At 53.1% G+C, this 24,359-nt stretch carries 22 protein-coding genes; 4 read left to right on the plus strand and 18 right to left on the minus strand.

Annotated features, from left to right (window positions below; translation table 11 throughout):
• Nucleotides 1–91: 91 nt before the first annotated feature.
• The 4 genes from hemG to pepQ are packed head-to-tail and all read right to left on the minus strand — an operon-like array spanning nt 92 to nt 4,084.
• The gene (gene hemG / locus OGY17_RS01970) at nt 92–637 is read right to left on the minus strand and encodes a menaquinone-dependent protoporphyrinogen IX dehydrogenase (RefSeq protein WP_048237121.1); all 546 of its coding nucleotides are present in this window, start codon (nt 635–637) and stop codon (nt 92–94) included.
• 11 nt (nt 638–648) lie between these two features.
• On the minus strand, nt 649–2,100 hold the full coding sequence (trkH, locus tag OGY17_RS01975) for a Trk system potassium transporter TrkH (protein ID WP_003017848.1): 1,452 nt from the start codon (nt 2,098–2,100) through the stop codon (nt 649–651).
• 38 nt (nt 2,101–2,138) lie between these two features.
• Nucleotides 2,139–2,753: an IMPACT family protein gene (locus OGY17_RS01980; RefSeq protein ID WP_003017851.1), complete on the minus strand. Its 615-nt coding sequence runs from the start codon at nt 2,751–2,753 to the stop codon at nt 2,139–2,141.
• Nucleotides 2,753–4,084 (minus strand): Xaa-Pro dipeptidase, encoded by a 1,332-nt coding sequence (gene pepQ / locus OGY17_RS01985; RefSeq protein ID WP_191215282.1) that lies wholly within the window; start codon nt 4,082–4,084, stop codon nt 2,753–2,755. Before pepQ ends, OGY17_RS01980 begins: the two co-directional genes overlap by 1 nt.
• Before the next feature lie 188 nt (nt 4,085–4,272).
• Here pepQ and fadB point away from each other — a divergent pair, with 188 nt between their 5' ends.
• Together fadB and fadA are read left to right on the plus strand one after the other, a co-directional pair.
• Nucleotides 4,273–6,462: a fatty acid oxidation complex subunit alpha FadB gene (fadB, locus tag OGY17_RS01990; RefSeq protein ID WP_032941592.1), complete on the plus strand. Its 2,190-nt coding sequence runs from the start codon at nt 4,273–4,275 to the stop codon at nt 6,460–6,462.
• A 9-nt stretch (nt 6,463–6,471) separates the two neighbouring features.
• Nucleotides 6,472–7,635, plus strand: a complete 1,164-nt coding sequence (fadA, locus tag OGY17_RS01995) for an acetyl-CoA C-acyltransferase FadA (protein ID WP_003828895.1) — start codon at nt 6,472–6,474, stop codon at nt 7,633–7,635.
• Between the two features lie 154 nt (nt 7,636–7,789).
• On the opposite strand, the gene OGY17_RS02000 is transcribed toward fadA, so the two are convergent.
• From OGY17_RS02000 to ubiD, 4 genes are all read right to left on the minus strand, one after another.
• Entirely contained in the window at nt 7,790–8,770 is a 981-nt protein-coding gene (locus tag OGY17_RS02000) for a LacI family DNA-binding transcriptional regulator (RefSeq protein ID WP_020996097.1), read from the minus strand.
• A complete protein-coding gene (locus tag OGY17_RS02005) occupies nt 8,767–9,693 on the minus strand; it encodes an ROK family protein (RefSeq protein WP_032945719.1) in 927 nt (308 codons plus the stop codon). The genes OGY17_RS02000 and OGY17_RS02005 overlap by 4 nt, the downstream gene beginning before the upstream one ends.
• A gap of 228 nt (nt 9,694–9,921) precedes the next feature.
• The gene (gene fre / locus OGY17_RS02010) at nt 9,922–10,623 is read right to left on the minus strand and encodes an NAD(P)H-flavin reductase (protein WP_003828903.1); all 702 of its coding nucleotides are present in this window, start codon (nt 10,621–10,623) and stop codon (nt 9,922–9,924) included.
• A 40-nt stretch (nt 10,624–10,663) separates the two neighbouring features.
• Nucleotides 10,664–12,157, minus strand: coding sequence for a 4-hydroxy-3-polyprenylbenzoate decarboxylase (ubiD, locus tag OGY17_RS02015; RefSeq protein WP_003828905.1), 1,494 nt, complete (start codon nt 12,155–12,157; stop codon nt 10,664–10,666).
• Nucleotides 12,158–12,361: 204 nt separating this feature from the next.
• Between ubiD and rfaH the strand changes: the two genes are divergently transcribed.
• Nucleotides 12,362–12,850, plus strand: a complete 489-nt coding sequence (gene rfaH, locus OGY17_RS02020) for a transcription/translation regulatory transformer protein RfaH (protein WP_003017881.1) — start codon at nt 12,362–12,364, stop codon at nt 12,848–12,850.
• A gap of 5 nt (nt 12,851–12,855) precedes the next feature.
• On the opposite strand, the gene tatD is transcribed toward rfaH, so the two are convergent.
• From tatD to udp, 9 genes are all read right to left on the minus strand, one after another.
• Nucleotides 12,856–13,638, minus strand: a complete 783-nt coding sequence (gene tatD, locus OGY17_RS02025) for a 3'-5' ssDNA/RNA exonuclease TatD (protein WP_286606316.1) — start codon at nt 13,636–13,638, stop codon at nt 12,856–12,858.
• Between the two features lie 41 nt (nt 13,639–13,679).
• Nucleotides 13,680–14,471 (minus strand): Sec-independent protein translocase subunit TatC, encoded by a 792-nt coding sequence (tatC, locus tag OGY17_RS02030; RefSeq protein WP_003828911.1) that lies wholly within the window; start codon nt 14,469–14,471, stop codon nt 13,680–13,682.
• Nucleotides 14,472–14,473: 2 nt separating this feature from the next.
• Nucleotides 14,474–15,022: a Sec-independent protein translocase protein TatB gene (gene tatB, locus OGY17_RS02035; RefSeq protein WP_008787098.1), complete on the minus strand. Its 549-nt coding sequence runs from the start codon at nt 15,020–15,022 to the stop codon at nt 14,474–14,476.
• A gap of 3 nt (nt 15,023–15,025) precedes the next feature.
• Entirely contained in the window at nt 15,026–15,280 is a 255-nt protein-coding gene (gene tatA, locus OGY17_RS02040) for a Sec-independent protein translocase subunit TatA (protein WP_003017888.1), read from the minus strand.
• A 78-nt stretch (nt 15,281–15,358) separates the two neighbouring features.
• The gene (gene ubiB, locus OGY17_RS02045; RefSeq protein ID WP_003828916.1) at nt 15,359–16,999 is read right to left on the minus strand and encodes a ubiquinone biosynthesis regulatory protein kinase UbiB; all 1,641 of its coding nucleotides are present in this window, start codon (nt 16,997–16,999) and stop codon (nt 15,359–15,361) included.
• On the minus strand, nt 16,996–17,601 hold the full coding sequence (ubiJ, locus tag OGY17_RS02050; protein ID WP_204558618.1) for a ubiquinone biosynthesis protein UbiJ: 606 nt from the start codon (nt 17,599–17,601) through the stop codon (nt 16,996–16,998). The genes ubiB and ubiJ overlap by 4 nt, the downstream gene beginning before the upstream one ends.
• A gap of 13 nt (nt 17,602–17,614) precedes the next feature.
• Nucleotides 17,615–18,370 carry a bifunctional demethylmenaquinone methyltransferase/2-methoxy-6-polyprenyl-1,4-benzoquinol methylase UbiE gene (gene ubiE, locus OGY17_RS02055; protein ID WP_003017897.1) on the minus strand — a complete coding sequence of 252 codons (756 nt, stop codon included), beginning with the start codon at nt 18,368–18,370 and terminating at the stop codon, nt 17,615–17,617.
• A 94-nt stretch (nt 18,371–18,464) separates the two neighbouring features.
• Complete coding sequence (gene rmuC / locus OGY17_RS02060) at nt 18,465–19,895, minus strand: DNA recombination protein RmuC (RefSeq protein WP_095533171.1); 1,431 nt, start codon at nt 19,893–19,895, stop codon at nt 18,465–18,467.
• A gap of 140 nt (nt 19,896–20,035) precedes the next feature.
• A complete protein-coding gene (gene udp, locus OGY17_RS02065; RefSeq protein WP_003828923.1) occupies nt 20,036–20,797 on the minus strand; it encodes a uridine phosphorylase in 762 nt (253 codons plus the stop codon).
• A gap of 265 nt (nt 20,798–21,062) precedes the next feature.
• On the opposite strand from udp, the gene OGY17_RS02070 reads away from it, so the two are divergent.
• On the plus strand, nt 21,063–21,869 hold the full coding sequence (locus OGY17_RS02070; RefSeq protein ID WP_003828924.1) for a dienelactone hydrolase family protein: 807 nt from the start codon (nt 21,063–21,065) through the stop codon (nt 21,867–21,869).
• 96 nt (nt 21,870–21,965) lie between these two features.
• Here OGY17_RS02070 and metE read toward each other — a convergent pair whose 3' ends face one another.
• Nucleotides 21,966–24,227 carry a 5-methyltetrahydropteroyltriglutamate--homocysteine S-methyltransferase gene (metE, locus tag OGY17_RS02075; protein WP_191215287.1) on the minus strand — a complete coding sequence of 754 codons (2,262 nt, stop codon included), beginning with the start codon at nt 24,225–24,227 and terminating at the stop codon, nt 21,966–21,968.
• Nucleotides 24,228–24,359: the final 132 nt, after the last annotated feature.

Here is a 24,359-nt window from a genome sequence, read left to right on the forward strand (position 1 = left end):
GTCAGTGGAGGCGCATTATAGGGAGTTATTTCAGGCTGACAAGGGGAAATTTAAAATAATCTTCCGAGTGCGTATTTTTTATTCTTTGCGCTTATTTTAACAACGCTTTGTTGGTTAATTGGGCTATTTCTCGCGCGAATCTCGCAACCTGTTCCCAATCGGTATACACCACTTCTTTATTCGTATCCGTTTCACCGCCTGACATCTTCATTATCAGTTGGATCATAACGCGGTCATACCAGCGATAGCGTGGATACCGCAAAGCACCCGCAATGACTGCGCTGTGGTCTGGTCGCCACGGCGAACTCATCAGGAACTTACGCGCATAGCTGTTGGTTTGCGGCGTACGTTTCTCCGGTTTACGGGCAACCAGGTTTACGGAGTAGAACGCGCTCGGCATCGAATTCAGCCGTGTGGCATGCTTTTTCACAAACTCCTGAAAAGCAGCATGGTAATGACCGTAGCGAATCGAGGCGCCAATTACCACGCTGTCATAATTTTGCCAGTCCGGCTCCGCGGTACGATGCAAATTAACAACATCTGCCCAAACGCCCAGCTCTTTGAGTTCAGAAGCCAGATACTCAGCGATTTCACGCGTTTGTCCGTCCCGGGAAGAAAAAAGAATCAGTGTTTTCACGTGTTACTCCATTATTCACGCCAGAAGGTAGGGGTAAAGAGCACCAGCAGAGTAAAGACCTCCAGACGACCAAACAGCATATTGGCAATCAGGATCCACTTCGCCACAGGGTTCATACTGGCAAAGTTGTCGGCGACAACCCCCAGTCCAGGCCCCAGGTTATTCAACGTTGCCACTACGGAGGCAAACGCGGAGAAGTCATCAACACCGGTCGCAATAATCGCCAGCATACTGATAATAAAGACCAGCGCATAGGCAGAGAAGAATCCCCATACGGCTTCAAGAATTCGCTCCGGCAACGCACGGTTACCCAGTTTGATACTGTAAACCGCATTCGGATGGACCAGTCGTTTCAATTCGCGGTTACCCTGCTTAAACAGCAGCAGGATACGAATCACCTTCAAGCCACCGCCCGTCGACCCGGCACAGCCGCCGATAAAAGCAGAACACAGCAACAGCACTGGCAGAAACAGCGGCCAGCGGGCAATACTGTCCGTGGTAAATCCGGCGGTCGTCGCCATCGATACCACCTGGAAAAAGGCCTGGTTGATCGTCGTGAGCGCCGAGCCATAGGTATTGTGTATCCATAGCACCAGCGTACAGACTGCCACCAGCGTCAGCTGCACGCCGATAAACATGCGGAATTCCGGATCCCGCCAGTAGACCTTCAGACTACGCCCACTTAATAAAGAGAAGTGCAGACCATAGTTACAACCGGAGATCAGCAAGAAGATAGCAATGATGGTGTTAATCGTGGGACTGTCGAAATACCCCACGCTGGCATCGTGTGTGGAAAAACCACCGATGGCGATTGTGGCAAAACTGTGCCCAATGGCGTCAAACGCGGGCATCCCGGCAAACCATAGCGCCAGCGCGCACGCCACCGTCAGTAATACATAGATTAGCCACAGCGTTTTCGCCGTTTCGGCAATACGCGGGCGCATTTTATTATCTTTCAGCGGCCCCGGCATTTCTGCACGATAGAGCTGCATCCCACCAACGCCAAGAATAGGCAGGATAGCCACCGCCAGCACGATGATCCCCATCCCGCCGAACCATTGCAGCATCTGGCGATAAAAGAGAATCGCGTGTGGCAATGAATCCAGCCCCACCAGCGTCGTCGCACCTGTAGTGGTTAATCCGGAAAAGGATTCAAAAAAAGCGTCGGTTATCGTTAGGTTAGGGCTTTCTGCAAAGATGAACGGTAGCGCACCCACACTGCCCAGAACGGTCCAGAACAAAACGACAATCAGAAATCCTTCGCGCGATTTCAGCTCGCCCTTCTCTTTACGGTTTGGCCACCACAGCATGGAGCCGATCGCCAGAGCAACGAAGAAAGTTTGGGTGAATGCACGCCCTGCCCCATCGCGGTAGATGAGCGCTACCAGTCCGGGGATAATCATTGTCCCCGAGAATAAGATGACCAGTAGTCCAACGATTCGGGTGATGGCGCGAAAATGCATCTCTGCCGCTTCCTTAGTTCTTTAAAATGAGGTGGGGATTATTCTTCAATCGCTAACAATTGCAATGAACCACGACTAAAATCCGCCAGTTTTGCCGAAAACTCATCCACTTTGGCAAAAGGAAGCGCCACCCTGAGCCGAACAAAAGCCTGGTAATCACTGGCAACGACTTTACCGTCAAACTGCCCCAGCAAGGCTTCAATGCCTGCCAGCTGACCGTACTCACACTGCAAAGTATATTCGGTTAATGGCGTCTTGCGCTGTGTCGTTAACTGGCGCAACGCTTGATTCACACCACCACCGTAGGCTTTTACCAACCCTCCAGTACCGAGAAGGATACCGCCGTAGTAGCGCACGACTACAGCGGTAATCTCGCCGACACCGCTCCCCATCAGCTGCGCGAGCATCGGTTTACCTGCCGTACCCGCCGGTTCGCCATCGTCTGAAAACCCTAGTTGCTGCGAGTCATTGGGCGCACCCGCCACCCACGCCACACAATGGTGGCGGGCGTCCGGGTGTTCCGCTTTGACTGACTCAACAAACGCCTTTGCCGCTTCTACGCCGTCCGTATGGGCGAGCAGCGTAATGAAGCGGCTTTTTTTGATCTCTTCGACGACGCTAACCGGCGCCGCAGGGATTAACCAACTGTCCATTACGCCAGTTTCAAATCCCGCGTCATGTTTTCGATATTGTTTTCGTGGACCACCACGTTGTCTTCAATACGAATACCGCCGAACGGTTTCAGTGCTTCAATTTTCTGCCAGTTGAAGTGCTTGCTGAACTGTCCTTCACGCCACGGTGCCAACAGAGATTCAATGAAGTAAATGCCCGGTTCGATGGTCAGAACCATGCCTGGTTGCAGTACGCGGGTGCAACGCAGGTAAGGATACTTCGACGGCGCGGCCAGATGAGTACCGCTGTCATCCTGCATAAAGCCTGCGACATCATGTACCTGCAGGCCCAGCGGGTGACCAATACCGTGCGGCATAAACGGCCCGGTAAGATCGTTTTCCACCATCGCTTCTTCACTCATACTGGTGATGATTTGATGCTTACGCAGCAGCTTCGCGATACGTTGATGGAACTGAATGTGATAATCCACGTAGCTGGTGCCTGCTTTCATGGTGGCAATCAGCGCCAGCTCTTCGTCGTTAACGTCTTTCACCAGATGCGCATAGTCGTTGTCGTTTTTCGCCGACCAGGTACGCGTCAGGTCTGCCGCATAGCCGTTGTATTCCGCACCAGCGTCGAGCAGGAAACTGCGGATTTCAGACGGTGCCTGATGATCCAGCTTGGTGTAATGAAGAACCGAAGCATGCTCGTTAAGCGCCACGATGTTGCTGTATGGCACGTCGGTGTCGCGGTGACCGGTGGCAGTCAGGTAAGCGAGGTTGATGTCAAACTCGCTCATTCCGGAACGGAACGCTTCTTCTGCTGCACGGTGTCCATTTACCGCCATTTTCTGCGCTTCGCGCATACAGGCTAGTTCGTATTCCGTTTTATAGGCGCGGTAATAATGCAGGTAGTCGATCACCCCTTTCGGGTTGATGTTGCTGGCCGCGATGTCTAGTTGCAGCGCACGTTCCGGAACCGGGCCGATATAACCAATATTGCCTCGAGCAGCAGGCAGTTGGCTACCGATACCATCCGCTTTCGGCAGCGCGATGATCTCGATTTCTTCCGTCCAGAAAGAGGTTGGTAGCGGCTCAACGTTGTGCCAGTAATCGACCGGCAGGTAGAACCACAGTTTCGGCTTGTTTACGCCATCCACCAGCAACCAGCAGTTAGGAACCTGTGTTACAGGCACCCAGGCTTTAAATTGTGGATTGACCTTAAACGGATATGGATGATCGTCGAGAAAGACGTTAACAAGTTCGCCAGAGTGAATAAGTAACGCATCCAGTTTGAAGCGATCCAGCGCGTCGCGCGTCCGTTCCTGTAAGGTAACGATATGATTTTTATAGAGTGCGGCCAGCGATTCCATTTTCTATCCTTCTGTTTTTTGACCTCAAGTCTCCGCATCTTAGCACATCGCTTTGTGAGTGCGTGATTTCTGCCGAGCGTGATCGAATCGTCATTTCTTTAATCATTCATTTGCATTTTATTAACATAAAACACACACTTCGATTCATCTGGTATGACCAGATCACCTTGCGGATTCAGGAGACTGACATGCTTTACAAAGGCGACACCCTGTACCTCGACTGGCTGGAAGATGGCATCGCCGAACTGGTGTTCGATGCCCCTGGTTCGGTCAATAAACTCGACACGGCCACCGTTGCCAGCCTGGGCCATGCGCTTGATGTGCTGGAAAAACAACCGAATTTAAAAGGGCTGCTGCTGCGTTCTAACAAAGCAGCCTTTATTGTTGGTGCCGATATCACCGAATTCCTTTCACTGTTCCTCGTGCCTGAAGAACAACTGAGCCAGTGGCTGCATTTTGCCAACAGCGTCTTTAATCGCCTCGAAGATCTGCCTGTTCCGACCCTGTCAGCAGTAAACGGCTACGCGCTGGGTGGCGGCTGCGAGTGTGTTCTGGCAACCGATTATCGTCTGGCAACGCCGGACCTGCGCATTGGCCTGCCGGAAACCAAGCTGGGCATTATGCCGGGCTTTGGCGGCTCCGTGCGTATGCCACGTATGCTGGGTGCGGACAGCGCGCTGGAAATTATTGCGGCAGGTAAGGATGTTGGTGCTGAGCAGGCGCTAAAAATCGGCCTGGTCGATGGCGTAGTGAAGCAAGACAAACTGCTTGATGGCGCGATCGCAGTATTACGTCAGGCGATTAACGGCGACCTCGACTGGAAGGCCAAACGTCAGCCGAAGCTGGAGCCGTTGAAACTCAGCAAAATTGAAGCGGCTATGAGCTTTACCATCGCTAAAGGTATGGTGGCACAGACGGCAGGGAAGCATTATCCCGCGCCGATTACCGCGGTAAAAACCATTGAAGCAGCGGCCCGTTTTGGCCGTGAAGAAGCGCTGAATCTGGAAAATAAAAGCTTTGTTCCACTGGCGCACACCAGTGAAGCTCGCGCGCTGGTTGGGATCTTCCTTAACGATCAGTTCGTCAAAGCCAAAGCCAAAAAACTCACCAAAAATATTGAAGCACCGAAGCAAGCTGCGGTGCTGGGCGCGGGCATTATGGGCGGCGGCATCGCTTACCAGTCAGCCTGGAAAGGCGTGCCGGTTGTCATGAAAGATATCAACGACAAATCATTAACGCTGGGCATGACCGAAGCGGCCAAGCTGCTGAACAAACAGCTTGAGCGCGGCAAAATTGACGGTCTGAAAATGGCGGGCGTGATTTCCACTATTCATCCAACCCTCGACTATAGCGGTTTTGAGCGTGTGGACGTGGTGGTTGAAGCTGTCGTGGAAAACCCGAAAGTGAAAAAAGCGGTACTGGCAGAAACCGAAGATCAGGTACGCCCGGACACCGTACTGGCTTCAAATACCTCCACCATCCCAATCAACGAGCTGGCCAGCGCGCTCAAGCGCCCGGAAAACTTCTGTGGGATGCACTTCTTTAACCCAGTACACCGCATGCCACTGGTTGAGATTATTCGCGGCGAGAAAAGCTCGGATGAAACCATCGCCAAAGTTGTCGCCTGGGCAAGCCAGATGGGCAAAACCCCAATTGTGGTCAACGACTGCCCCGGTTTCTTCGTGAACCGCGTGCTGTTCCCGTATTTTGCCGGTTTCAGCCAGCTGCTGCGCGATGGGGCGGATTTCCGCAAAGTCGACAAAGTCATGGAAAAACAGTTTGGCTGGCCGATGGGCCCGGCTTATCTGCTGGACGTGGTGGGAATTGATACCGCACATCACGCGCAGGCAGTGATGTCCGCAGGCTTCCCTCAGCGTATGCAGAAAGATTATCGCGACGCGATAGACGCCCTGTTTGATGCGAACCGTTTCGGACAGAAAAACGGTCTTGGATTCTGGCGTTATAAAGAAGACAACAAGGGCAAGCCGAAGAAAGAAGAGGATGCCACCGTTGACGATCTGCTGGCAGAAGTCAGCCAGCCGAAACGCGACTTCAGTGATGAAGAGATTATCGCTCGCATGATGATCCCAATGGTCAACGAAGTGGTGCGTTGTCTGGAAGAAGGCATTATCGCCAGCCCGGCAGAAGCCGACATGGCGCTGGTGTATGGCCTGGGCTTCCCTCCGTTCCATGGTGGCGCGTTCCGCTGGTTGGATACGCTCGGCAGCGCGAAGTATCTCGATATGGCCCAGCAGTATCAGCACCTCGGAGCACTGTATGAAGTTCCGGCTGGTCTGCGTGATAAGGCGCGCCATAACGAACCGTATTATCCCCAGGTTGAGCCTGCCCGCCCGGTTGGCAGCCTGAAAACGGCTTAAGGAGTCACAATGGAACAGGTTGTAATTGTTGATGCGATCCGTACCCCGATGGGCCGTTCGAAAGGGGGCGCGTTTCGTAACGTGCGGGCAGAAGATCTCTCCGCACACTTAATGCGTAGCCTGCTGGCGCGAAATCCTGCGCTGGAGCCATCCGCGCTTGATGATATTTACTGGGGCTGTGTGCAGCAAACGCTGGAGCAGGGTTTCAACATCGCCCGTAACGCCGCGCTGCTGGCGGAAGTTCCTCACTCCGTTCCAGCCGTCACGGTCAACCGCCTGTGCGGTTCGTCCATGCAGGCGCTGCACGATGCGGCACGCATGATCATGACCGGCGATGCTCAGGCGTGCCTGATTGGCGGCGTGGAGCATATGGGCCATGTGCCAATGAGCCACGGCGTTGATTTCCATCCGGGCATGAGCCGCAACGTGGCAAAAGCCGCGGGAATGATGGGTCTGACTGCGGAAATGCTCTCTCGCATGCACGGCATCAGCCGTGAAATGCAGGATGCTTTCGCCGCACGTTCACATGCTCGCGCCTGGGCTGCAACACAGTCTGGCGCATTTAAAAACGAAATCATCCCGACCGGCGGCCATGATGCCGACGGCGTGCTGAAGCAGTTTAACTACGATGAGGTTATCCGCCCGGAGACAACCGTTGAAGCGCTCTCCACCCTGCGTCCGGCGTTCGATCCGGTTAGCGGAACGGTCACTGCCGGTACCTCCTCCGCACTCTCCGACGGCGCTGCGGCGATGCTGGTCATGAGCGAAAGTCGCGCCCGTGAGCTGGGTCTGACGCCGCGTGCCCGTATTCGTTCGATGGCTGTTGTTGGCTGCGACCCTTCAATCATGGGTTACGGCCCGGTTCCGGCCTCAAAACTGGCGCTGAAAAAAGCGGGACTCTCCACCAGCGATATCGGTTTGTTTGAGATGAACGAAGCCTTTGCCGCTCAGATCCTGCCGTGCATTAAAGATCTGGGGCTGATGGAGCAGATCGATGAGAAGATCAACCTCAACGGCGGGGCGATCGCTTTGGGCCATCCGTTGGGTTGCTCTGGGGCGCGTATCAGCACCACCCTGCTCAATCTGATGGAACGCAAAGACGTACAGTTTGGCCTGGCGACGATGTGTATCGGTTTAGGCCAGGGCATCGCGACGGTATTTGAGCGAGTTTAATCAAAGCATGTGACTTATTGTAGGCCGGGCAAGCGAAGCGCCCCCGGCGACTATGCCGGATGGCGACGCTGATGCGTCTTATCCGGCCTACAACACAAATGCCATTGTATAACAATTTAGTTGCCGTTCTTCCCGCCTGTCAGGGGCGGGTTTTTTATTTCCCTGAACTACCACGTACCACTAACTGCACCGGCAACAGCAGATTCTCTTCCTGATTTTCTTCCAGCAATAAACGCAGCGCTTCACGCCCCAATTGTTGTTTATCAACCGCAATGGTGGTGAGTGGTGGATGTGACCATGCCGCAGCATCGATATCATCAAACCCAACCAGCGCCAGATCTTCCGGGATACGTATACCCTGCTGCGCACACACCCGTTGAACGACCAGCGCTGCCGCATCGTTATAGGCAAAAATAGCGTCGGGCGGCTCTGGCAGACTGAGCAATTCATTCACCGCCTCCACCAAAGATTGCTCGGTATCCAGCAGCGGCGGCGCAATGGCTTCATACTCTGGCGGCATCAGCAAACGGGCCTCATACAATGCCTGACGGTAACCCTTCTCGCGCTGACGGATGCTGTAGTGCGCAAGCGTGCTGGCAAGAAAAGCAATACGGCTGCGACCTTGTGCAATCAAATGTTGTGTAGCCAGATAACCGCCCTGGGTGTTGTCCGGATTCACGCAAGGCAGGCCCGGCGCCCAGAGATCCACCAGCACCAACGGCAGCTTCATCTGTTGCAGCAAGCCAAGTAATTCAGGCTCAAAAAATCCGGCACAGATCAGCGCATCAGGCTGGTGCAGCAGCACCTGTTCACTCACTGCATCGCCTGGACCAATGGAGAGAAAGCTCAGCGCAATACCATGGTCACGGCAGTTATCTTCTATGCCCAGCAGCAGTTGAGAGTAAAACGGCAATGCCCGGCTGATATTGTGCTGGCGGTGAAGCAAAAACAGGACGCGTTTGATCTTGTCAGTGCGCAGACGGGAAAAATCATAACCCTGCTGCTGCGCCACAGAAATAATGCGCAGCCGGGTGTCTTCACGCAGCCCCGGCTGCCCTTTTAGGGCGCGGGAAACTGCACCAACTGAAACACCACAAGCTTCGGCAATATCTCTGATACGTACAGGTTTTGTCATTTCACTCTCATTGATTCTACTATGGCTTGTTGCGCCCCCAGCCAGGCCGCACCGCGTACGCCGCTGCTGTCGCCGTGACGGGCCCGAACGATCGGTGTGCGGCACTGCTTACCAAATACGTACTGCGCCACTCGCGCCTGCAAACCCGAATACAGTAAATCGATATTGGATACCCCACCCCCAAGCACGATAACATCGGGATCGAGCGTATTCACCACGCCCGCCAACGCACGCGCCAGTTGATCGCAATAACGTTCCCATACAAAGCAGGCATCCGCATCACCCGATTCTACCTGTTGCATAATTTGTGGCACACCCACATGCTGCGCGGTGTGATTCAGGTACTGGCGTTCCAGACCGCTGCCGGAAATAAAGCTCTCAATACAGTTCAACTGTCCGCAATAGCATCTCACTCCAGCCCCGTCCTGAGATTCGTGGTAGCGCGGCAATGCATTATGCCCCCACTCTCCTGCGCAGGCGTTAGGTCCAGAGATCAAGCGGTTATCGATGCATAGTCCACCGCCGCAACCGGTACCGAGGATCACGCCAAATACCACGCTATACCCGTGTCCGCTACCGTCCATCGCTTCCGACAAGGTAAAGCAGTTGGCATCATTAGTAACCGGCACTGGCATTCCTGATGCTCGCTCAAGGTCTTGCGCAAAGGCCTGTTGATTGAGCACCAGGATGTTCGAATTCTTAATCAAACCTTCGCTATCCACCGCGCCTGGCACCCCAACGCCAACCGATAAAGGCTGATTAACGGCCAGTCTGGCCTTAACAATCATCTCCGTCACGGCCTGGAAAAAATCACCGTAACTCTGCTTTGGTGTCGCGCATCGCTCGCGGTAAACAATTTCCCCCGCGTTATCAATCACCACCGCTTCGATTTTAGTCCCGCCAATATCCAGTCCGAGTCTCATGGTCTTCCTCGTTTGCGCCTCGCAATTTGATTGTGTCTAGTTTGCCAATTTTGTTTACTAAACAAAAAGAGACCTGTCACAAAAGCTAATTTTTGTGATTAATAGATAGGAAAAACATGTTTACTAAAAAACGTGGTGAAAAAGAGAAACAACGAGACCGGGCTTGCACCCTGTTAGAAGAAGTAAGGTTGGTGATGAATGCGCCGGAAGGGCTCCGGCGCACAGCGCTTAAATGAACGCGAAAGCGTCGCCAAACAGGCGATCTTCACGCGCACTGCGCTCATTACAGAAGAGATCGCGCGCGATTTTGGCCATTTCAAAACGCCCGGCAATGTAGATATCATGCTCCGCCAGGGTACCGTAATCCTGCAATACTGCCGTTAACACGGTTCCCGTACGACCACGCCAGCCGTCTTCAGGCTGTTCCACCACTGGCTCAACGCGCAGATTCGGGTGGTTCACAGACAGCGCTTCCAGCTCGGAGAGATCGTAGAGATGCTTCTCCTCGCGACCGCCCCAGTAAATGGTGATATCGCGGTTTGGGTTGCGCGCGAGCGCGGTAAGCAGAATAGAACGCACGTAAGAGAACCCTGTACCACCGGCAATCAGGATCAGCGGGCGCTCGTCTTCATCTCGCAGCCAGGCTTCGCCATGCGGAATGTCGACTTTGATTTCCCGGTCTTTCAGAATGCGGTCCATCACGGCCATGGCGTAAAGATTTAGCTCAGAGGCGCCAACGTGCAGCTCAATGAATCCTTGCTCGTCCGGCGTTGATGCCATGGAGAACGGACGCTTATCCCTTTCATCCATCACGACCATTAAATACTGGCCAGCACGAAAGGAAAACGCCGCGTCTGGCACTAAACGAACGCGATATACGGTGTCAGTGATAGCTTCTACCGAGGTCACTTTACAGCTTAAGGTTGTCATGCGCTCTCTCTGTCGGATCAATAGGCAAAACGATCGCGCCTCAGGCGCTTTTGCCGTCATTAAAGATGGCCAGTTCATCCCAAATTGCGTCAATGCGCGCAGTCACTTCAGGATCTTTTTTAATCGGACGTCCCCATTCACGTTGGGTTTCGCCCGGCCATTTATTTGTGGCATCCAGCCCCATTTTTGAACCAAGGCCGGAAACCGGCGAGGCAAAGTCCAGGTAATCAATTGGCGTATTCTCTACCAGTACCGTATCCCGGGCCGGGTCCATACGGGTAGTAATTGCCCAAATCACATCATTCCAGTCGCGTGCGTTGACGTCATCATCGCAAACAATAACAAATTTGGTGTACATAAACTGACGCAAAAACGACCAAACACCCATCATGACGCGTTTGGCATGGCCAGCGTACTGTTTTTTCATCGTCACGACGGCCAGGCGATATGAACAGCCTTCCGGAGGTAGATAAAAATCGACGATTTCCGGGAACTGCTTTTGCAGAATAGGCACGAAGACTTCGTTCAGCGCCACGCCGAGCACCGCGGGTTCATCTGGCGGGCGTCCGGTATAGGTAGAGTGATAAATTGCATCTTCACGCTGGGTAATGTGCGTGACGGTAAAGACCGGGAAGCTATCTACTTCGTTGTAGTAGCCGGTATGATCGCCATACGGCCCTTCCGGAGCCAGCTCGCCCGGTTCAATGTACCCTTCCAGCACGATTTCTGCGCTGGCAGGCACTTCCAGGTCGTTGGAAATACATTTAACCACTTCGGTCTTGGTTCCGCGCAACAGCCCGGCAAATGCGTACTCGGATAATGTATCAGGGACCGGCGTCACGGCCCCCAGAATGGTCGCAGGATCTGCTCCTAACGCCACAGAAACCGGGAAGCGTTCACCCGGATGCGCTGCGCACCACTCCTGGTAATCAAGCGCGCCGCCGCGATGGGACAGCCAGCGCATAATGAGCTTGTTTTTGCCAATCAGCTGCTGACGATAGATGCCCAGATTCTGCCGCTCTTTATGCGGACCACGCGTTACGGTGAGCCCCCAGGTAATCAGCGGCGCGGCATCTTCCGGCCAGCAGGTCATAATCGGAATGCGGTTTAAATCAACGTCATCGCCTGAGTAGATTTTTTGCTGACAAGGCGCACCGCGCAACCGCTTAGTCGGCATGTTCAACACCTGCTTAAACTGCGGCAGCTTATCAAACAGATCGCGGAATCCTTTCGGTGGCTCTGGCTCTTTCAAAAACGCCAACAGTTTACCGACTTCTCGTAGCGCCGAGACATCTTCTTGTCCCATCCCCATCGCAACACGCTTTGGTGTGCCAAACAGGTTACACAGCACCGGCATTGAATAGCCTTTCGGATTCTCAAACAGTAACGCAGGCCCACCGGCACGCAGAGTGCGATCGGCAATTTCAGTAATTTCCAGATGGGGATCCACCTCAAGCGAAATGCGTTTGAGCTCGCCCTGCTGTTCAAGCAGCGTCAGGAAGTCGCGTAAATCGTGATATTTCATGGCGTCCATTGTGGCCTCTTCGTAAGCGCTTCATTATACGGCGTTCATCATTGTGATGCTGTATTTTTGTTAAATTAGCGTGAACTCTGGCGATACATATAAGCCCCGGGCGTATATACCCATTGGGTTTCAGCCTGCGTTGAGGTGGGTATAATTAACTTAACGCATGGCTTTTGCTATGCTTGCGCTCAGAACAAGCGGATAAGAGTTATTATGCAATCCTGGTATTTACTGTACTGCAAACGTGGGCAACTTCAGAGAGCCCAGGAACACCTGGAAAGACAGGCGGTGAACTGCCTGACGCCTATGATCACCCTGGAAAAAATAGTGCGCGGTAAACGTACCACAGTCAGTGAACCACTATTCCCTAATTACATGTTTGTCGAGTTCGACCCGGAAGTGATCCACACCACCACTATCAATGCCACGCGTGGTGTCAGCCATTTCGTCCGTTTTGGCGCGACGCCTGCGACCGTCCCTTCTCCCGTTATTCACCAGCTTTCTATCTACAAGCCTGAAGGTATTGTGGACCCGCAAACTCCTCAGCCAGGGGACAGCGTGATTATTACTGAAGGGGCATTTGAGGGGCTAAAAGCGATCTTCACCGAACCGGATGGCGAAGCGCGTTCCATGCTACTGCTTAACCTGTTGAATAAAGAAGTTAAGCAGAGCGTGAAAAATACCGGTTTTCGAAAAATTTAAGCCGTTTAGAAGGTCACTTCGAACAACGTTCGGACGTTAGCATCAATGGTTGCTGACAGCCATTGAGGATCTTCTCCGCGCCAGTGGGCAATACGCTCAAGAATATGTGGCAGGTGCGCCGGTTCATTGTGCCGTGACGTCGGTTTAGGCGTTAAGTCGCGAGGAAGTAGGTAAGGCGCATCGGTTTCGATCAGTAGTCTTTCTACCGGAATAAACGGCAGCAGTTCCCGCAGTTCCATCCCACGGCGCTCATCACAGACCCAGCCGGTAATACCAATATAAAGCCCTCGGTCCACACAATCCTGCATCTCCTGCCGCGTTCCGGTAAAACAGTGCAGCACCGCGCCCGGGAGACTATCCAGCCACGGCTCCAGCAACGTCAGAAAACGCTCATGGGCATCCCGACAATGCATGAAAACCGGCATCTGCAGTTCAGCGGCAATGCGCAGTTGTGCCTCAAAAGCACGTTCCTGCTCCTGTGGCGTGGAGAAATTGCGATTGAAATCCAGACCGCACTCGCCAATAGCGACCACCTCAGACTGGTTTGCCAGCGCGATAATCTCGTCTTCCGTTGAGGATTGCCATTGGCTACTGTCATGCGGGTGCACGCCAGCCGTGGACCAGCAATGCGGATAATGTTGCGCCAACTTCAGCGCCTGCTGGCTTTCGTGCAGGTTTGTTCCGGTCAGAAGCATACCGTTTACGCCCGCAGCAAAGGCGCGCGCCACAACATCATCCCTGTCTTTCGCAAATTGTGAACTGGTTAAATTAACGCCAATATCAAACATGCTACCTCCCATATGACAACCGCCCTGACGGGCGGTTGAATTTACTCTTCTGTTTTCTCGGTGGCTTCGGCTTCTTTTGCTTCTTCAGCCTCGTTGTCCTCATCTCGCGTACGTCGCTTACCGACATAGAAACGAGAGAAGAAAACGCCCACTTCAAACAGGCAGTACATCGGTATCGCCAACAACGTTTGCGAGAAGACATCTGGCGGGGTCAGTAACATCCCGACGACGAATGCTCCCACCACAACGTAAGGTCGTTTCTTACGTAAATCTTCAGGTGTCGTAATGCCCATCCAGCATAGCAGCACAATGGCGACAGGGACCTCAAAAGAGACACCGAAAGCCATAAATAGCGCCATTACGAAGCTGAGATAGCTGGCAATGTCCGTCGATACCTGCACGCCTTGCGGAGCCGTGTTAGCCAGAAAACCAAACGCCAACGGGAAGACGACAAAATAGGCGAATGCCATGCCGATGTAGAACAACAACGAGCTGGAGACCAGCAGCGGCACAACCAGGCGACGTTCATGTTTGTACAAAGCAGGCGCAATGAATGCCCATACCTGGTAGAGGATCACTGGCGCTGACAGGATCAGCGACACCATGAAGGTTAACTTTATAGGGGTAAAGAACGGTGAGGCCACATCGGTGGCGATCATCGTTGCACCCTGCGGCATCTGTTTAATCAGCGGTGCCGCAACCATATGGTAAATGTCGTTGGCAAAGTAAACCAACGCCAGAAAGATCACGATAACCGCAATAATGCAGTTCAGGAGTCGCTTACGCAGCTCGATAAGATGCGTAATGAGCGGTTGGGTATCTTCTACAGCCATGTTTACGGTTTATCACTCGACGAGGGGGAGGATTCGACAACAGGTGCGGCAGCTTTCTTTTCTGCATCCATCAACGTGGCGGAAGTGTTTTCCGTCTGCTCTGGCGTTTTAGCACCCGCGGATTCCGGTTTTTGCTCCGGCGAACTGGCCTGGTTTTCAGCGGCGGCAGGGGTGACCCCTTCTCGCTGCGCTTCACCTTCTTTCACCACCGGATTATGGATAGTGTGCGCTTCATCGCTCGCTTTCTCAGGATCGTGCACGCTGTAAGAACGCTTCATCGATTCCGCCGCTTCACGCAGCTCATCCATTGACGCTTTCAGCTCCGGGGTCAGATTTGTCAGGCTCGCTTTCTCTACTTTCTTCAGGCTGTCCTGAAACTCCTGAAGCTTAAGCTCCTGGGTCAGTTCATTCTGAACAGTAGTTGCAAGGGAACGCAAAGCGCGAACCCAGCCAGCAACCGTTTTTACCGCTACAGGTAATCGTTGCGGCCCCAGAACAATGAGGCCGATCACGAACACCAATAACAGTTCGCTAAAACCGATATCAAACACGGATTATACCTGCTCTTTATCTTGGCTTTTGGCGTCTTCCTTTTTCACTTCACCCTGCTTATCGGTGATGGATTTAGCAGTAAAATCAGCGTCCTGGCTGGTCTTATCTTGCTTAGGCTCATCATCACCCATCGCTTTTTTGAAGCCTTTGATCGACGCGCCAAGATCGGAACCGATGGAGCCGAGTTTCTTGGTGCCAAATAGCAGTACAACGATGACGGCAATGATCAACAACTGCCAAATACTGATACCACCCATACATGTTCCTCTGTCATAGATGATGAATTAATAAGGCCGTAGTATACGTTACACGACCTGCCTTGGGCGATGAAAAATTCAGCGCATTTTGCGCCAGCCGATCAACCAGGCTATGACGCCTCCCGCCATTAACCAGCCCGGCATAAGCCCCCACTCAGGGCGGCTTACCAGCAGGAATGTTCCACTTAGCAACAATGTTGCGCCAATGCCCAATAAATAACGGGATTGTCCCTGGCGTACATGATTCGCGTGAAGCTCGCGGGCAATCTTATCAACACTGTGCTGTAAATATTTGCCCTGGCGCAAACTGTCATACACCAGTTCAGGTATTTCTGGCATTTTTTCGACCCAGAACGGTGCTTTTTCTTTAAATGCCCTAACGAGCGCTGGAATACCGACCTGATCTTTAATCCAGGATTCGAGGAATGGCTTAGCCGTTTTCCACAAATCTAACTGCGGGTAGAGTTGTCGTCCGACACCTTCAACGTACAGCAGCGTCTTCTGGAGCAATACCAGTTGAGGCTGAACTTCCATATTGAAGCGGCGCGCAGTGTTGAACAGATTCAACAGCACGTGACCAAAGGAAATCTCCGCCAGCGGCTTTTCAAAAATCGGCTCGCACACGGTACGAATGGCAAATTCAAACTCTTCTACGTTGGTATCCGGCGGAACCCAACCAGAATCTACGTGCAGTTCAGCAACTTTGCGGTAATCGCGGTTAAAGAACGCAATGAAGTTTTCAGCCAGGTAACGCTTATCTTCTTTGTTTAAAGAGCCCACAATCCCACAATCAATACCAATGTATTTCGGGTTTTCAGGGTGCTCATAACTGACAAAAATGTTCCCGGGGTGCATATCCGCATGGAAAAAGCTGTCGCGGAATACCTGAGTAAAGAAGACCTGAACACCACGCTCGGCCAACAGTTTCATATTGGTGCCGTTCTTCTCAAGCGTGGTGACATCTGAAACCGGGATGCCGTAAATACGCTCCATCACCATCATGTTCTGACTGCAGTAGTCGGAATACACTTCCGGGATGTACAGCATCGGACTATCTTCAAAATTACGTCGTAGCTGAATGGCGTTCGCCGATTCGCGCAGCAGATTCAGTTCATCGATCAACGTTTTTTCATATTCACGGACGACTTCTGTTGGTCGCAGGCGACGCCCATCTGGCAGCAGACGAGGAACCCAACGAGCCAGGCGGTAGATCAGTTTTAAATCCGCTTTGATGACCGGGAGTATGTCCGGGCGAATAACTTTGATCACCACCTCTTTGCCATTCGATTTCAATCGCGCAGTGTGGACCTGAGCAACAGACGCAGATGCCAGTGGCGTGATTTCAAAATCATCAAACCATTCCTCAACGGGCAGCCCGCCCATAGCCTCTTCGATTTGTTTTTTCGCTCTAAGCCCATCGAACGGGGCAACCCGATCCTGCAATAGCGCAAGCTGATCGGCGATGTGCGGAGGGAAAAGGTCACGACGGGTAGAGAGCATTTGCCCAAATTTGATCCACACCGGGCCCAGTTCCTGTAAAGCCAGTCTCAGCCTTTCTCCCAGCGGTTTGTCTTTATGTCGGTTGGGCATCCAGAACAACGAGTAACGCCACAACCGAAGCGGCAGCGTGATTCGCATTTTGGGGATGAGTTCATCAAGACCGTAGCTTAAAAAAGTGCGAATGATGAAATAAAGGCGCCGTACTTCACCTGGCGTCATTTGGCCTCCAGTTTTTCCAGCCGTTTGGCCAGAGATTCAACCGCGCGCTCAACGGCTGCCGTTTCTTCAGCAAACCATGCAACCTCTAGTGGACCAGGAGCCATGCGCCACTCTTCAGTGATCGCTTCGGCGACATAGCGCTGCTGGCGCTGAAAGTTATGGCACAGGAACTTCACTCCACCACGCAAGACTTTGCTGACCCCTTCCGCGACGATATCGCCGGTATAGGGTGCTAACAGTTCTGCAGGATCCAACTCCGCCAGATCGGCCAGCGCAACAAAGTTCTGTACTACCTGGATATCGCCCTGGACTTCCAGCTCACCGCTGCGGATAAGCGTGGTGAGTTGCTGTCGATCACGCAATTTCGGTAACACACTGGCATATGTGATTACGGTGCAATCGGCTTCGCCTTCCCATGCCCCCAGCACATCGACCTGGCGCTCGCTAAATACCAGGACTAACGGTGTTGAAAATCCTTTGAGATCAACACGCAGCACCTTACCCTGTAAACGCGTTCGGGCTGACTTCAGCGCAGGAGAACGGTACAGAAAGGTGTTGAGCAGATTTTCAACGCCTGCGGTTACTAAGGGTTTTAAAGGCATCCCCACTCTCCTGTCAGAACTTGTAACCACGATGCAGCGCAACGACACCTGCTGTCAGGTTGTAGTAATCAACGCTTTCGAACCCGGCATCTTGCATCATTGCTTTTAAGGTGTCCTGATCGGGATGCATACGGATGGACTCCGCCAAATAACGGTAGCTGTCCGCATCGCTTGCTACCATTGAACCTATGCGCGGCAGAACATGGAAAGAGTATGCGTCGTAGGCTTTGCTCAACGGTTCGATGATGGGTTTGGAGAATTCCAGCACCAGTAGACGTCCGCCTGGCTTCAATACGCGGTACATGGAGCGTAATGCTTTGTCTTTATCCGTTACGTTGCGCAGACCGAAAGAGATGGTGATGCAGTCAAACGTGTTGTCAGGGAAAGGTAATGCTTCCGCATTCGCCTGAACGTACTCAACGTTACCTACCACGCCAATATTACGCAGCTTTTCGCGACCCATTTTGAGCATTGAGTCATTGATATCCGCCAGCACAACTTTGCCGGTTTCACCAACCATGCGAGAGAATTTCGCCGTCAGATCGCCGGTACCGCCTGCTAAATCGAGAACGGTTTGCCCGCGACGCACGCCACTGCAATCAATGGTGAAGCGCTTCCACAAACGATGAATGCCAAATGACATTAAGTCATTCATAACGTCATATTTAGACGCCACAGAATGAAAAACGTGGGCCACCATGTCAGCTTTCTGCTCTTTAGCGACGGTCTGAAAGCCAAAGTGCGTCGTTTCTTGTGAATTATCCACCATCTCAGTGCCTGCTCATCCAAAAAATGTTCGAGAAGTGTAACAGATTGGGCCAATTTGCCCTACCCTTCTGCCGGGTTCAACTACCCCAAATGGGCTAGTTTGATTGCTGATTTACCGCTTCATCCTCGGGGTAAGACGCATCTTGTTGCGTCTCAGGGACCGAGCGCAAGCGGTATTCTTCATCCTGTGTAGTAGCTTGTTCAGCCAGCTCAGGATTAATCTCGCGCTTAATTTCCACGCCTAAACTACGAAAAGCTTCTGCCTGCGACAGGACGTTTCCACGACCGGAAGAGAGTTTTTTCATCGCCTGTCGGTAGTTGTCCTGGGCTTTGTCCAGGCTTTGACCTATTGCCGACATATCATCCACAAACAACCGCATCTTGTCATAAAGTTTGCTGGCCCGATCGGCAATTTGTTGCGCATTACGACTCTGATGCTCGTAGCGCCACAGGTTGGCGATCGTGCGCAATGCCACCAACAGCGTAGTAGGGCTCACCAGCATAATGTTATTTCTAAGCGCTTCGGTAATCAGTTCGGGCTGTCGGTCGAGCGCCAGTAAAAAAGCGGGCTCAACGGGGATAAACATCAGCACGTAGTCAAGCGTACGCAGCCCAGGAAGCTGCTGATAATCTTTGCGCCCCAGCAGACGGATATGGTTTCGCACCGAGGCGATGTGCTCCTGCAATGCACTTTCGCGGGTGTATTCGTCTTCTGCGTTAAAATAGCGCTCATAGGCGACCAGCGTCATTTTCGCATCGATCACCACATCTTTACCCTGCGGTAGCCGAACGATGACATCAGGCTGCATTCGCGAACGGGCGTCGTTTTCGATGCTGACCTGGGTTTCATATTCATAACCTTCACGCAGACCAGAGGCTTCGAGTACCCGCGTGAGTACGACCTCTCCCCAGTTACCCTGCGTTTTGTTATCGCCTTTTAATGCCCGCGTCAGGTTCACCGCTTCCTGCGCCATCTGCGCATTCAGTTGCTGGAGATTACGAATTTCGTGTGCCAGGGTATGGCGTTCTTGCGCCTCTTTACCAAAGCTATCCTGAACCTGGCGACGAAAACCGTCCAGTTGTTCACGAAGCGGCGCAAGCAGGCTGTTCAGACTTTGGCGATTTTGCTCATCAACACGGCGGTTGCTGTGCTCAAAAATACGATTCGCCAGATTTTCAAACTGTTCACTCAGACGCTGTTCGCTGTTGATCATCTGGCGGATTTTATCTTCCGCATGCTGTTGCGTTGCTTCCAGCCGGGTAGTGACTTCACGGAGATCGGCTTCCAGAGAGGTGTTGATACTGTGCAGACTGCGTAATTCGTTATTGAGTAGTTCGCACTCATCACGCCAGTGAGCTTCCTGCGAGAGCTGCTGGCGAGCGGCGCTTAGCGCAATATCCAGTTCACGTCGCTCTTCGATGAGGTCGGCACGGATTTGATCGGCGCGTGCTTTTGTCGCCAGCCACCCTACCAGTAGCCCTGCGGCTAACGCCAACACGGCACTCATCATAATTGAAATATCCACAACGCCCCCTTACAGCAACGACTTACCCGCACAAAATAGAATTGTGCTGTATAAACGTCCAGTTTAAAAGGAATTTCCTGCGAGGCACTACGCAAAATAAAAAGGCCGAACGCGTCGGCCTTTTTGAATAGACGGGAGAATTACAGTAAACGACGCGCGGCTTCTACCACGATTTTCACCGCGTGACTTTCCGTTTGTTTCATCGTTTCCGCATTAGGGATCTCTTGCTGAGTACGGTTCACGATAACACCCGCGACCATACCGGCACGCAGACCCTGGCTTGCGCACATGGTCAGCAGCGTAGCAGATTCCATTTCGTAGTTCATGACGCCCATAGACTGCCACTCTTCCATTGAGCCTTTGAAACGGCTCACGACGCGACCAGAGAAGGTGTCATAACGCTCCTGGCCTGGGTAGAAGGTGTCAGAAGACGCAGTAACACCCACGTGAGTGGTGGCGCCGATAGATTTCGCCGCTTCCACCAGCGCGGTGGTGCACTCGAAGTCCGCAACGGCCGGGAATTCCATTGGTGCGAAGTGTAGGCTTGCACCGTCCAGACGAACAGATGCAGTGGTAACCAGTACATCACCCACGTTGATATGCGGCTGGATAGCGCCAGTCGTACCGATACGCAGGAAGGTACGAATGCCCAGCTGTGCCAGTTCTTCTACGGCAATAGAGGTGGACGGGCCGCCGATACCGGTAGAGCAAACGATCACGGCTTTACCATCCAGCTCAGCACGCCAGGTGGTGAACTCGCGATGAGATGCCAGCTTAACCGGCTTATCCATCAGCGCGGCGATCTTTTCCACACGCTCCGGGTCGCCAGGGACGATAGCAAGCGTAGCCCCTTGTAAATCGTTCTTAGTGAGGCCGAGATGAAAAACATCAGACTTAGACATAAAAACTCCTCTGTGAATCGGTTTTGTCAGAAGAAGCAAAAACACACTTTACCGAAGGCATAAACATATTTTCGTGACAGTCATCACTATGATGTAAATCAATTGCATTCGATTACCATTAAATAGTGATCTTTATCACATAAATGATGCGATATAAGTAAGCCCTGCACAAAAGATAGACCGTTTAAGGCAATGTGGTTCGTTGCATGTGTCTATAGTTAACAATGCGCTTTTTTGCTGAATATTTAAGGGTACGGAGAATACCATGACAACACGACAATCTGGCTTTGCACCTGCTGTATCTCCACCGACGTCTACCACGGTTCACACCCCGGATAATGCAATTATCGCCGGTGTAACGTCTATACCTTCACAAGGCGATGATATGCCAGCGTATCACGCACGACCAAAACAGACTGATGGCCTGCTGCCCGTAGTCATTGTCGTGCAGGAGATTTTTGGTATTCATGAGCACATTCGTGACGTTTGCCGTCGTCTGGCACTGGAAGGGTATCTGGCTATCGCACCAGAACTCTATTTTCGCGAAGGCGATCCCAATGACTTTGCCGATATCCCTACGCTGCTTAGTGGCCTTGTCGCCAAAGTGCCTGACTCTCAGGTACTGGCCGATCTGGACCACGTCGCCAGCTGGGCCTCCCGCAACGGAGGAGATGCGCACCAGTTGATGATCACCGGATTTTGCTGGGGTGGACGCATCACCTGGCTGTATGCCGCACATAATCCGCAGTTAAAAGCGGCCGTGGCGTGGTATGGCAAACTGGTGGGTGATAAAACCCTCAACTCGCCAAAACATCCCGTTGATATCGCAACCGATCTTAACGCCCCCGTTTTGGGGCTTTATGGCGGCCAGGACACCAGCATTCCGCAAGATACCGTTGAAACAATGCGCCAGGCGCTACGCGCCGCCAATGCTAAAGCGGAAATCGTGGTCTATCCCGATGCCGGACATGCGTTCAACGCCGATTATCGCCCGAGCTATCACGAAGAGTCCGCGAAAGACGGTTGGCAGAGAATGCTGGAGTGGTTCGTGCAATACGGTGGGAAGAAATAAACGTTAATTGCCCGGTGGCAGCGACGCCTGACCGGGCCTACAACTATTGCGATTTCCTGTAACCCGGGTAAGCACCAGCGCTTCCCGGGCACCGAATTACGCCTGACGCAGATTCTGCGCCGCTTTGACCATGTTCGCCAGCGCGGCACGGGTTTCCGGCCAGCCGCGGGTTTTCAGGCCGCAGTCCGGGTTCACCCACAGACGTTCTGCTGGAATGCGCTGCTCGGCTTTCTTCAACAGGGCTTCAATCCACTCCACGCTCGGAACGTTCGGCGAGTGAATATCGTATACGCCCGGCCCGATTTCATTCGGATAGTCGAACTCTTCAAACGATTCCAGCAACTCCATATCAGAGCGCGAGGTTTCAATGGTGATCACGTCCGCATCCAGCGCCGCAATGGAGTCCATGATGTCGTTGAACTCGCAATAACACATGTGGGTGTGGATCTGGGTTTCATCCTTCGCTACCGCCGCGTTAATGCGGAAGGCCTCCACTCCCCACTCCAGATACGCCGCCCAGTCGCTGCGACGCAGTGGTAAACCTTCGCGCAGTGCCGGTTCATCAATCTGGATGATGCCGATACCCGCCGCTTCCAGATCCGCCACTTCATCACGCAGCGCCAGCGCGATCTGCTTCGCGATGGTTTCACGCGTCACGTCTTCACGCGGGAATGACCAGCAGAGAATGGTCACCGGACCGGTCAGCATGCCTTTTACCGGTTTGTCGGTCAGCGACTGGGCATATTTCGCCCACTCCACGGTGATCGCTTCCGGGCGGCTGACGTCGCCAATCACCACCGGCGGCTTCACGCAGCGAGAGCCGTAGCTCTGCACCCAACCGTTCTGGGTAAAGACGAAGCCGTCCAGGTGTTCGCCAAAGTATTCGACCATGTCATTACGCTCGGCTTCACCGTGTACCAGCACGTCGAGACCCAGACGCTCCTGTTCAACAATCGCCTGTTTAATATGTTCCGCAATTCCGGTGCGATAGTTCCCAGCATCCAGGTTGCCCTTTTTGAAATCCAGGCGCAGGCCGCGAATTTCTGTGGTTTGCGGGAATGAACCGATAGTCGTAGTCGGCCATGCCGGCAGATTAAAGCGGGCACGTTGCGCCTCGGCACGAACCGGGTAAGCGTTAGCGCGCTGGCTGTCCTGGGCGGTGATTGCCGCCAGACGTTTTTCCACTGTGGCGTTGTGTACGCGGGTAGAGTGACGACGAGCCTGAATCGGTGCGCTCCACTCGACAATTGCTGCCGTATCACCGCTATTCAACGCATCGCGCAGCAGCGCCAGCTCGCCGCACTTTTGCAACGCGAAGGCAAACCAGCTCTTCACTTCTGCATCAAGGCGGGTTTCCACACTGAGATCGATTGGGCTATGCAGCAGGGAGCAGGAAGAAGCCACCCACAGGTTACGTTTCCCGACGATGTCTTTGATTTGTGCGTATTTTTCGCTGAGATCGGCACGCCAGACGTTGCGGCCGTTCACCAGCCCCGCTGACAGCAGCCAGTCGGCTGGCAGACGCGTGTGCAGCTCGGCTGCATCATCTTTGCCGTGCACGAAGTCAACGTGCAGTCCCTGTACCGGTAGGGCGGTAATGGTATCCAGGTTTGGCGTTACGCCTTCGAAGTAAGTGGTCAGTAGCAGCTTCACCTGACCCGTCAGCGCGTCATAAGCAGGTTTGAAGGCGTCCAGCCACGCTTGCGGCAGCTCCAGTACCAGCGCGGGTTCATCAACTTGCACCCACTCAATACCGCGTTTCGCCAGCTCGCCCAGCACCTGCTGGTAAACCGGCAGAATGTCGTTCAACAGGCTCAGGCGGTCAAACTGTTCGCCTTTCACTTTACCCAACCAAAGGTAGGTTACCGGCCCCAGCAGCACAGGCTTCACCTTGTGACCGAGCGCCAGCGCTTCGTCCACTTCATCCAGCAGTTGGGTCCAGGTCAGTTTGAACTGCTGACCTTTAGTGAACTCTGGCACCATGTAGTGATAGTTGGTGTTAAACCATTTGGTCATTTCTGCCGCCGCCGCGGGTTCACCCGTTGGTGCGCGGCCACGGCCAATGCGGAATAAGGTATCGATATCGACCGAGCCGTCTTTATTTTGATGGCGAGCCGGAACGTTGCCGAGCAGCAGGCTGGTAGTCAGCACGTGATCGTACCAGGCAAAATCACCCACCGGCAGCAGGTCAACGCCCGCCTGCTTCTGCTGATCCCAGTGGCGGGCACGCAGCTCGCGGCCAACGGTCAGCAAATCTTCACGGGAAGAATTTCCCGCCCAGTAGCTTTCTTGCGCTTTCTTCAACTCGCGACGCAGGCCAACGCGAGGGAAACCGAGGGTGTGATTCAATATTGTCATTTTTCTTCCTCTAATTATATGTAAATCCTATGGATTTTGAATTTAGGGAAGGCGGCAAGTTTACTCATCCCCAGGAGCTTACTGAAGTAAGTGACTGGGGTGGGGAAACGAAGCCAACGCACCATAAATTTA

Origin of the sequence: Citrobacter sp. Cpo126 (genome assembly GCF_030332445.1) — a bacterium.
Classification (GTDB): Bacteria; Pseudomonadota; Gammaproteobacteria; order Enterobacterales; family Enterobacteriaceae; genus Citrobacter; species Citrobacter portucalensis.

Bases quoted from the DNA above. Each gene is read 5' to 3' on its own strand.
- trkH (WP_003017848.1), bottom strand. From the start codon at position 2,100: ATGCATTTTCGCGCCATCACCCGAATCGTTGGACTACTGGTCATCTTA.
- OGY17_RS01980 (WP_003017851.1), bottom strand. From the start codon at position 2,753: ATGGACAGTTGGTTAATCCCTGCGGCGCCGGTTAGCGTCGTCGAAGAG.
- pepQ (WP_191215282.1), bottom strand. From the start codon at position 4,084: ATGGAATCGCTGGCCGCACTCTATAAAAATCATATCGTTACCTTACAG.
- fadB (WP_032941592.1), top strand. From the start codon at position 4,273: ATGCTTTACAAAGGCGACACCCTGTACCTCGACTGGCTGGAAGATGGC.
- fadA (WP_003828895.1), top strand. From the start codon at position 6,472: ATGGAACAGGTTGTAATTGTTGATGCGATCCGTACCCCGATGGGCCGT.
- OGY17_RS02000 (WP_020996097.1), bottom strand. From the start codon at position 8,770: ATGACAAAACCTGTACGTATCAGAGATATTGCCGAAGCTTGTGGTGTT.
- OGY17_RS02005 (WP_032945719.1), bottom strand. From the start codon at position 9,693: ATGAGACTCGGACTGGATATTGGCGGGACTAAAATCGAAGCGGTGGTG.
- fre (WP_003828903.1), bottom strand. From the start codon at position 10,623: ATGACAACCTTAAGCTGTAAAGTGACCTCGGTAGAAGCTATCACTGAC.
- ubiD (WP_003828905.1), bottom strand. From the start codon at position 12,157: ATGGACGCCATGAAATATCACGATTTACGCGACTTCCTGACGCTGCTT.
- rfaH (WP_003017881.1), top strand. From the start codon at position 12,362: ATGCAATCCTGGTATTTACTGTACTGCAAACGTGGGCAACTTCAGAGA.
- tatD (WP_286606316.1), bottom strand. From the start codon at position 13,638: ATGTTTGATATTGGCGTTAATTTAACCAGTTCACAATTTGCGAAAGAC.
- tatC (WP_003828911.1), bottom strand. From the start codon at position 14,471: ATGGCTGTAGAAGATACCCAACCGCTCATTACGCATCTTATCGAGCTG.
- tatA (WP_003017888.1), bottom strand. From the start codon at position 15,280: ATGGGTGGTATCAGTATTTGGCAGTTGTTGATCATTGCCGTCATCGTT.
- ubiB (WP_003828916.1), bottom strand. From the start codon at position 16,999: ATGACGCCAGGTGAAGTACGGCGCCTTTATTTCATCATTCGCACTTTT.
- ubiJ (WP_204558618.1), bottom strand. From the start codon at position 17,601: ATGCCTTTAAAACCCTTAGTAACCGCAGGCGTTGAAAATCTGCTCAAC.
- ubiE (WP_003017897.1), bottom strand. From the start codon at position 18,370: ATGGTGGATAATTCACAAGAAACGACGCACTTTGGCTTTCAGACCGTC.
- udp (WP_003828923.1), bottom strand. From the start codon at position 20,797: ATGTCTAAGTCTGATGTTTTTCATCTCGGCCTCACTAAGAACGATTTA.
- OGY17_RS02070 (WP_003828924.1), top strand. From the start codon at position 21,063: ATGACAACACGACAATCTGGCTTTGCACCTGCTGTATCTCCACCGACG.
- metE (WP_191215287.1), bottom strand. From the start codon at position 24,227: ATGACAATATTGAATCACACCCTCGGTTTCCCTCGCGTTGGCCTGCGT.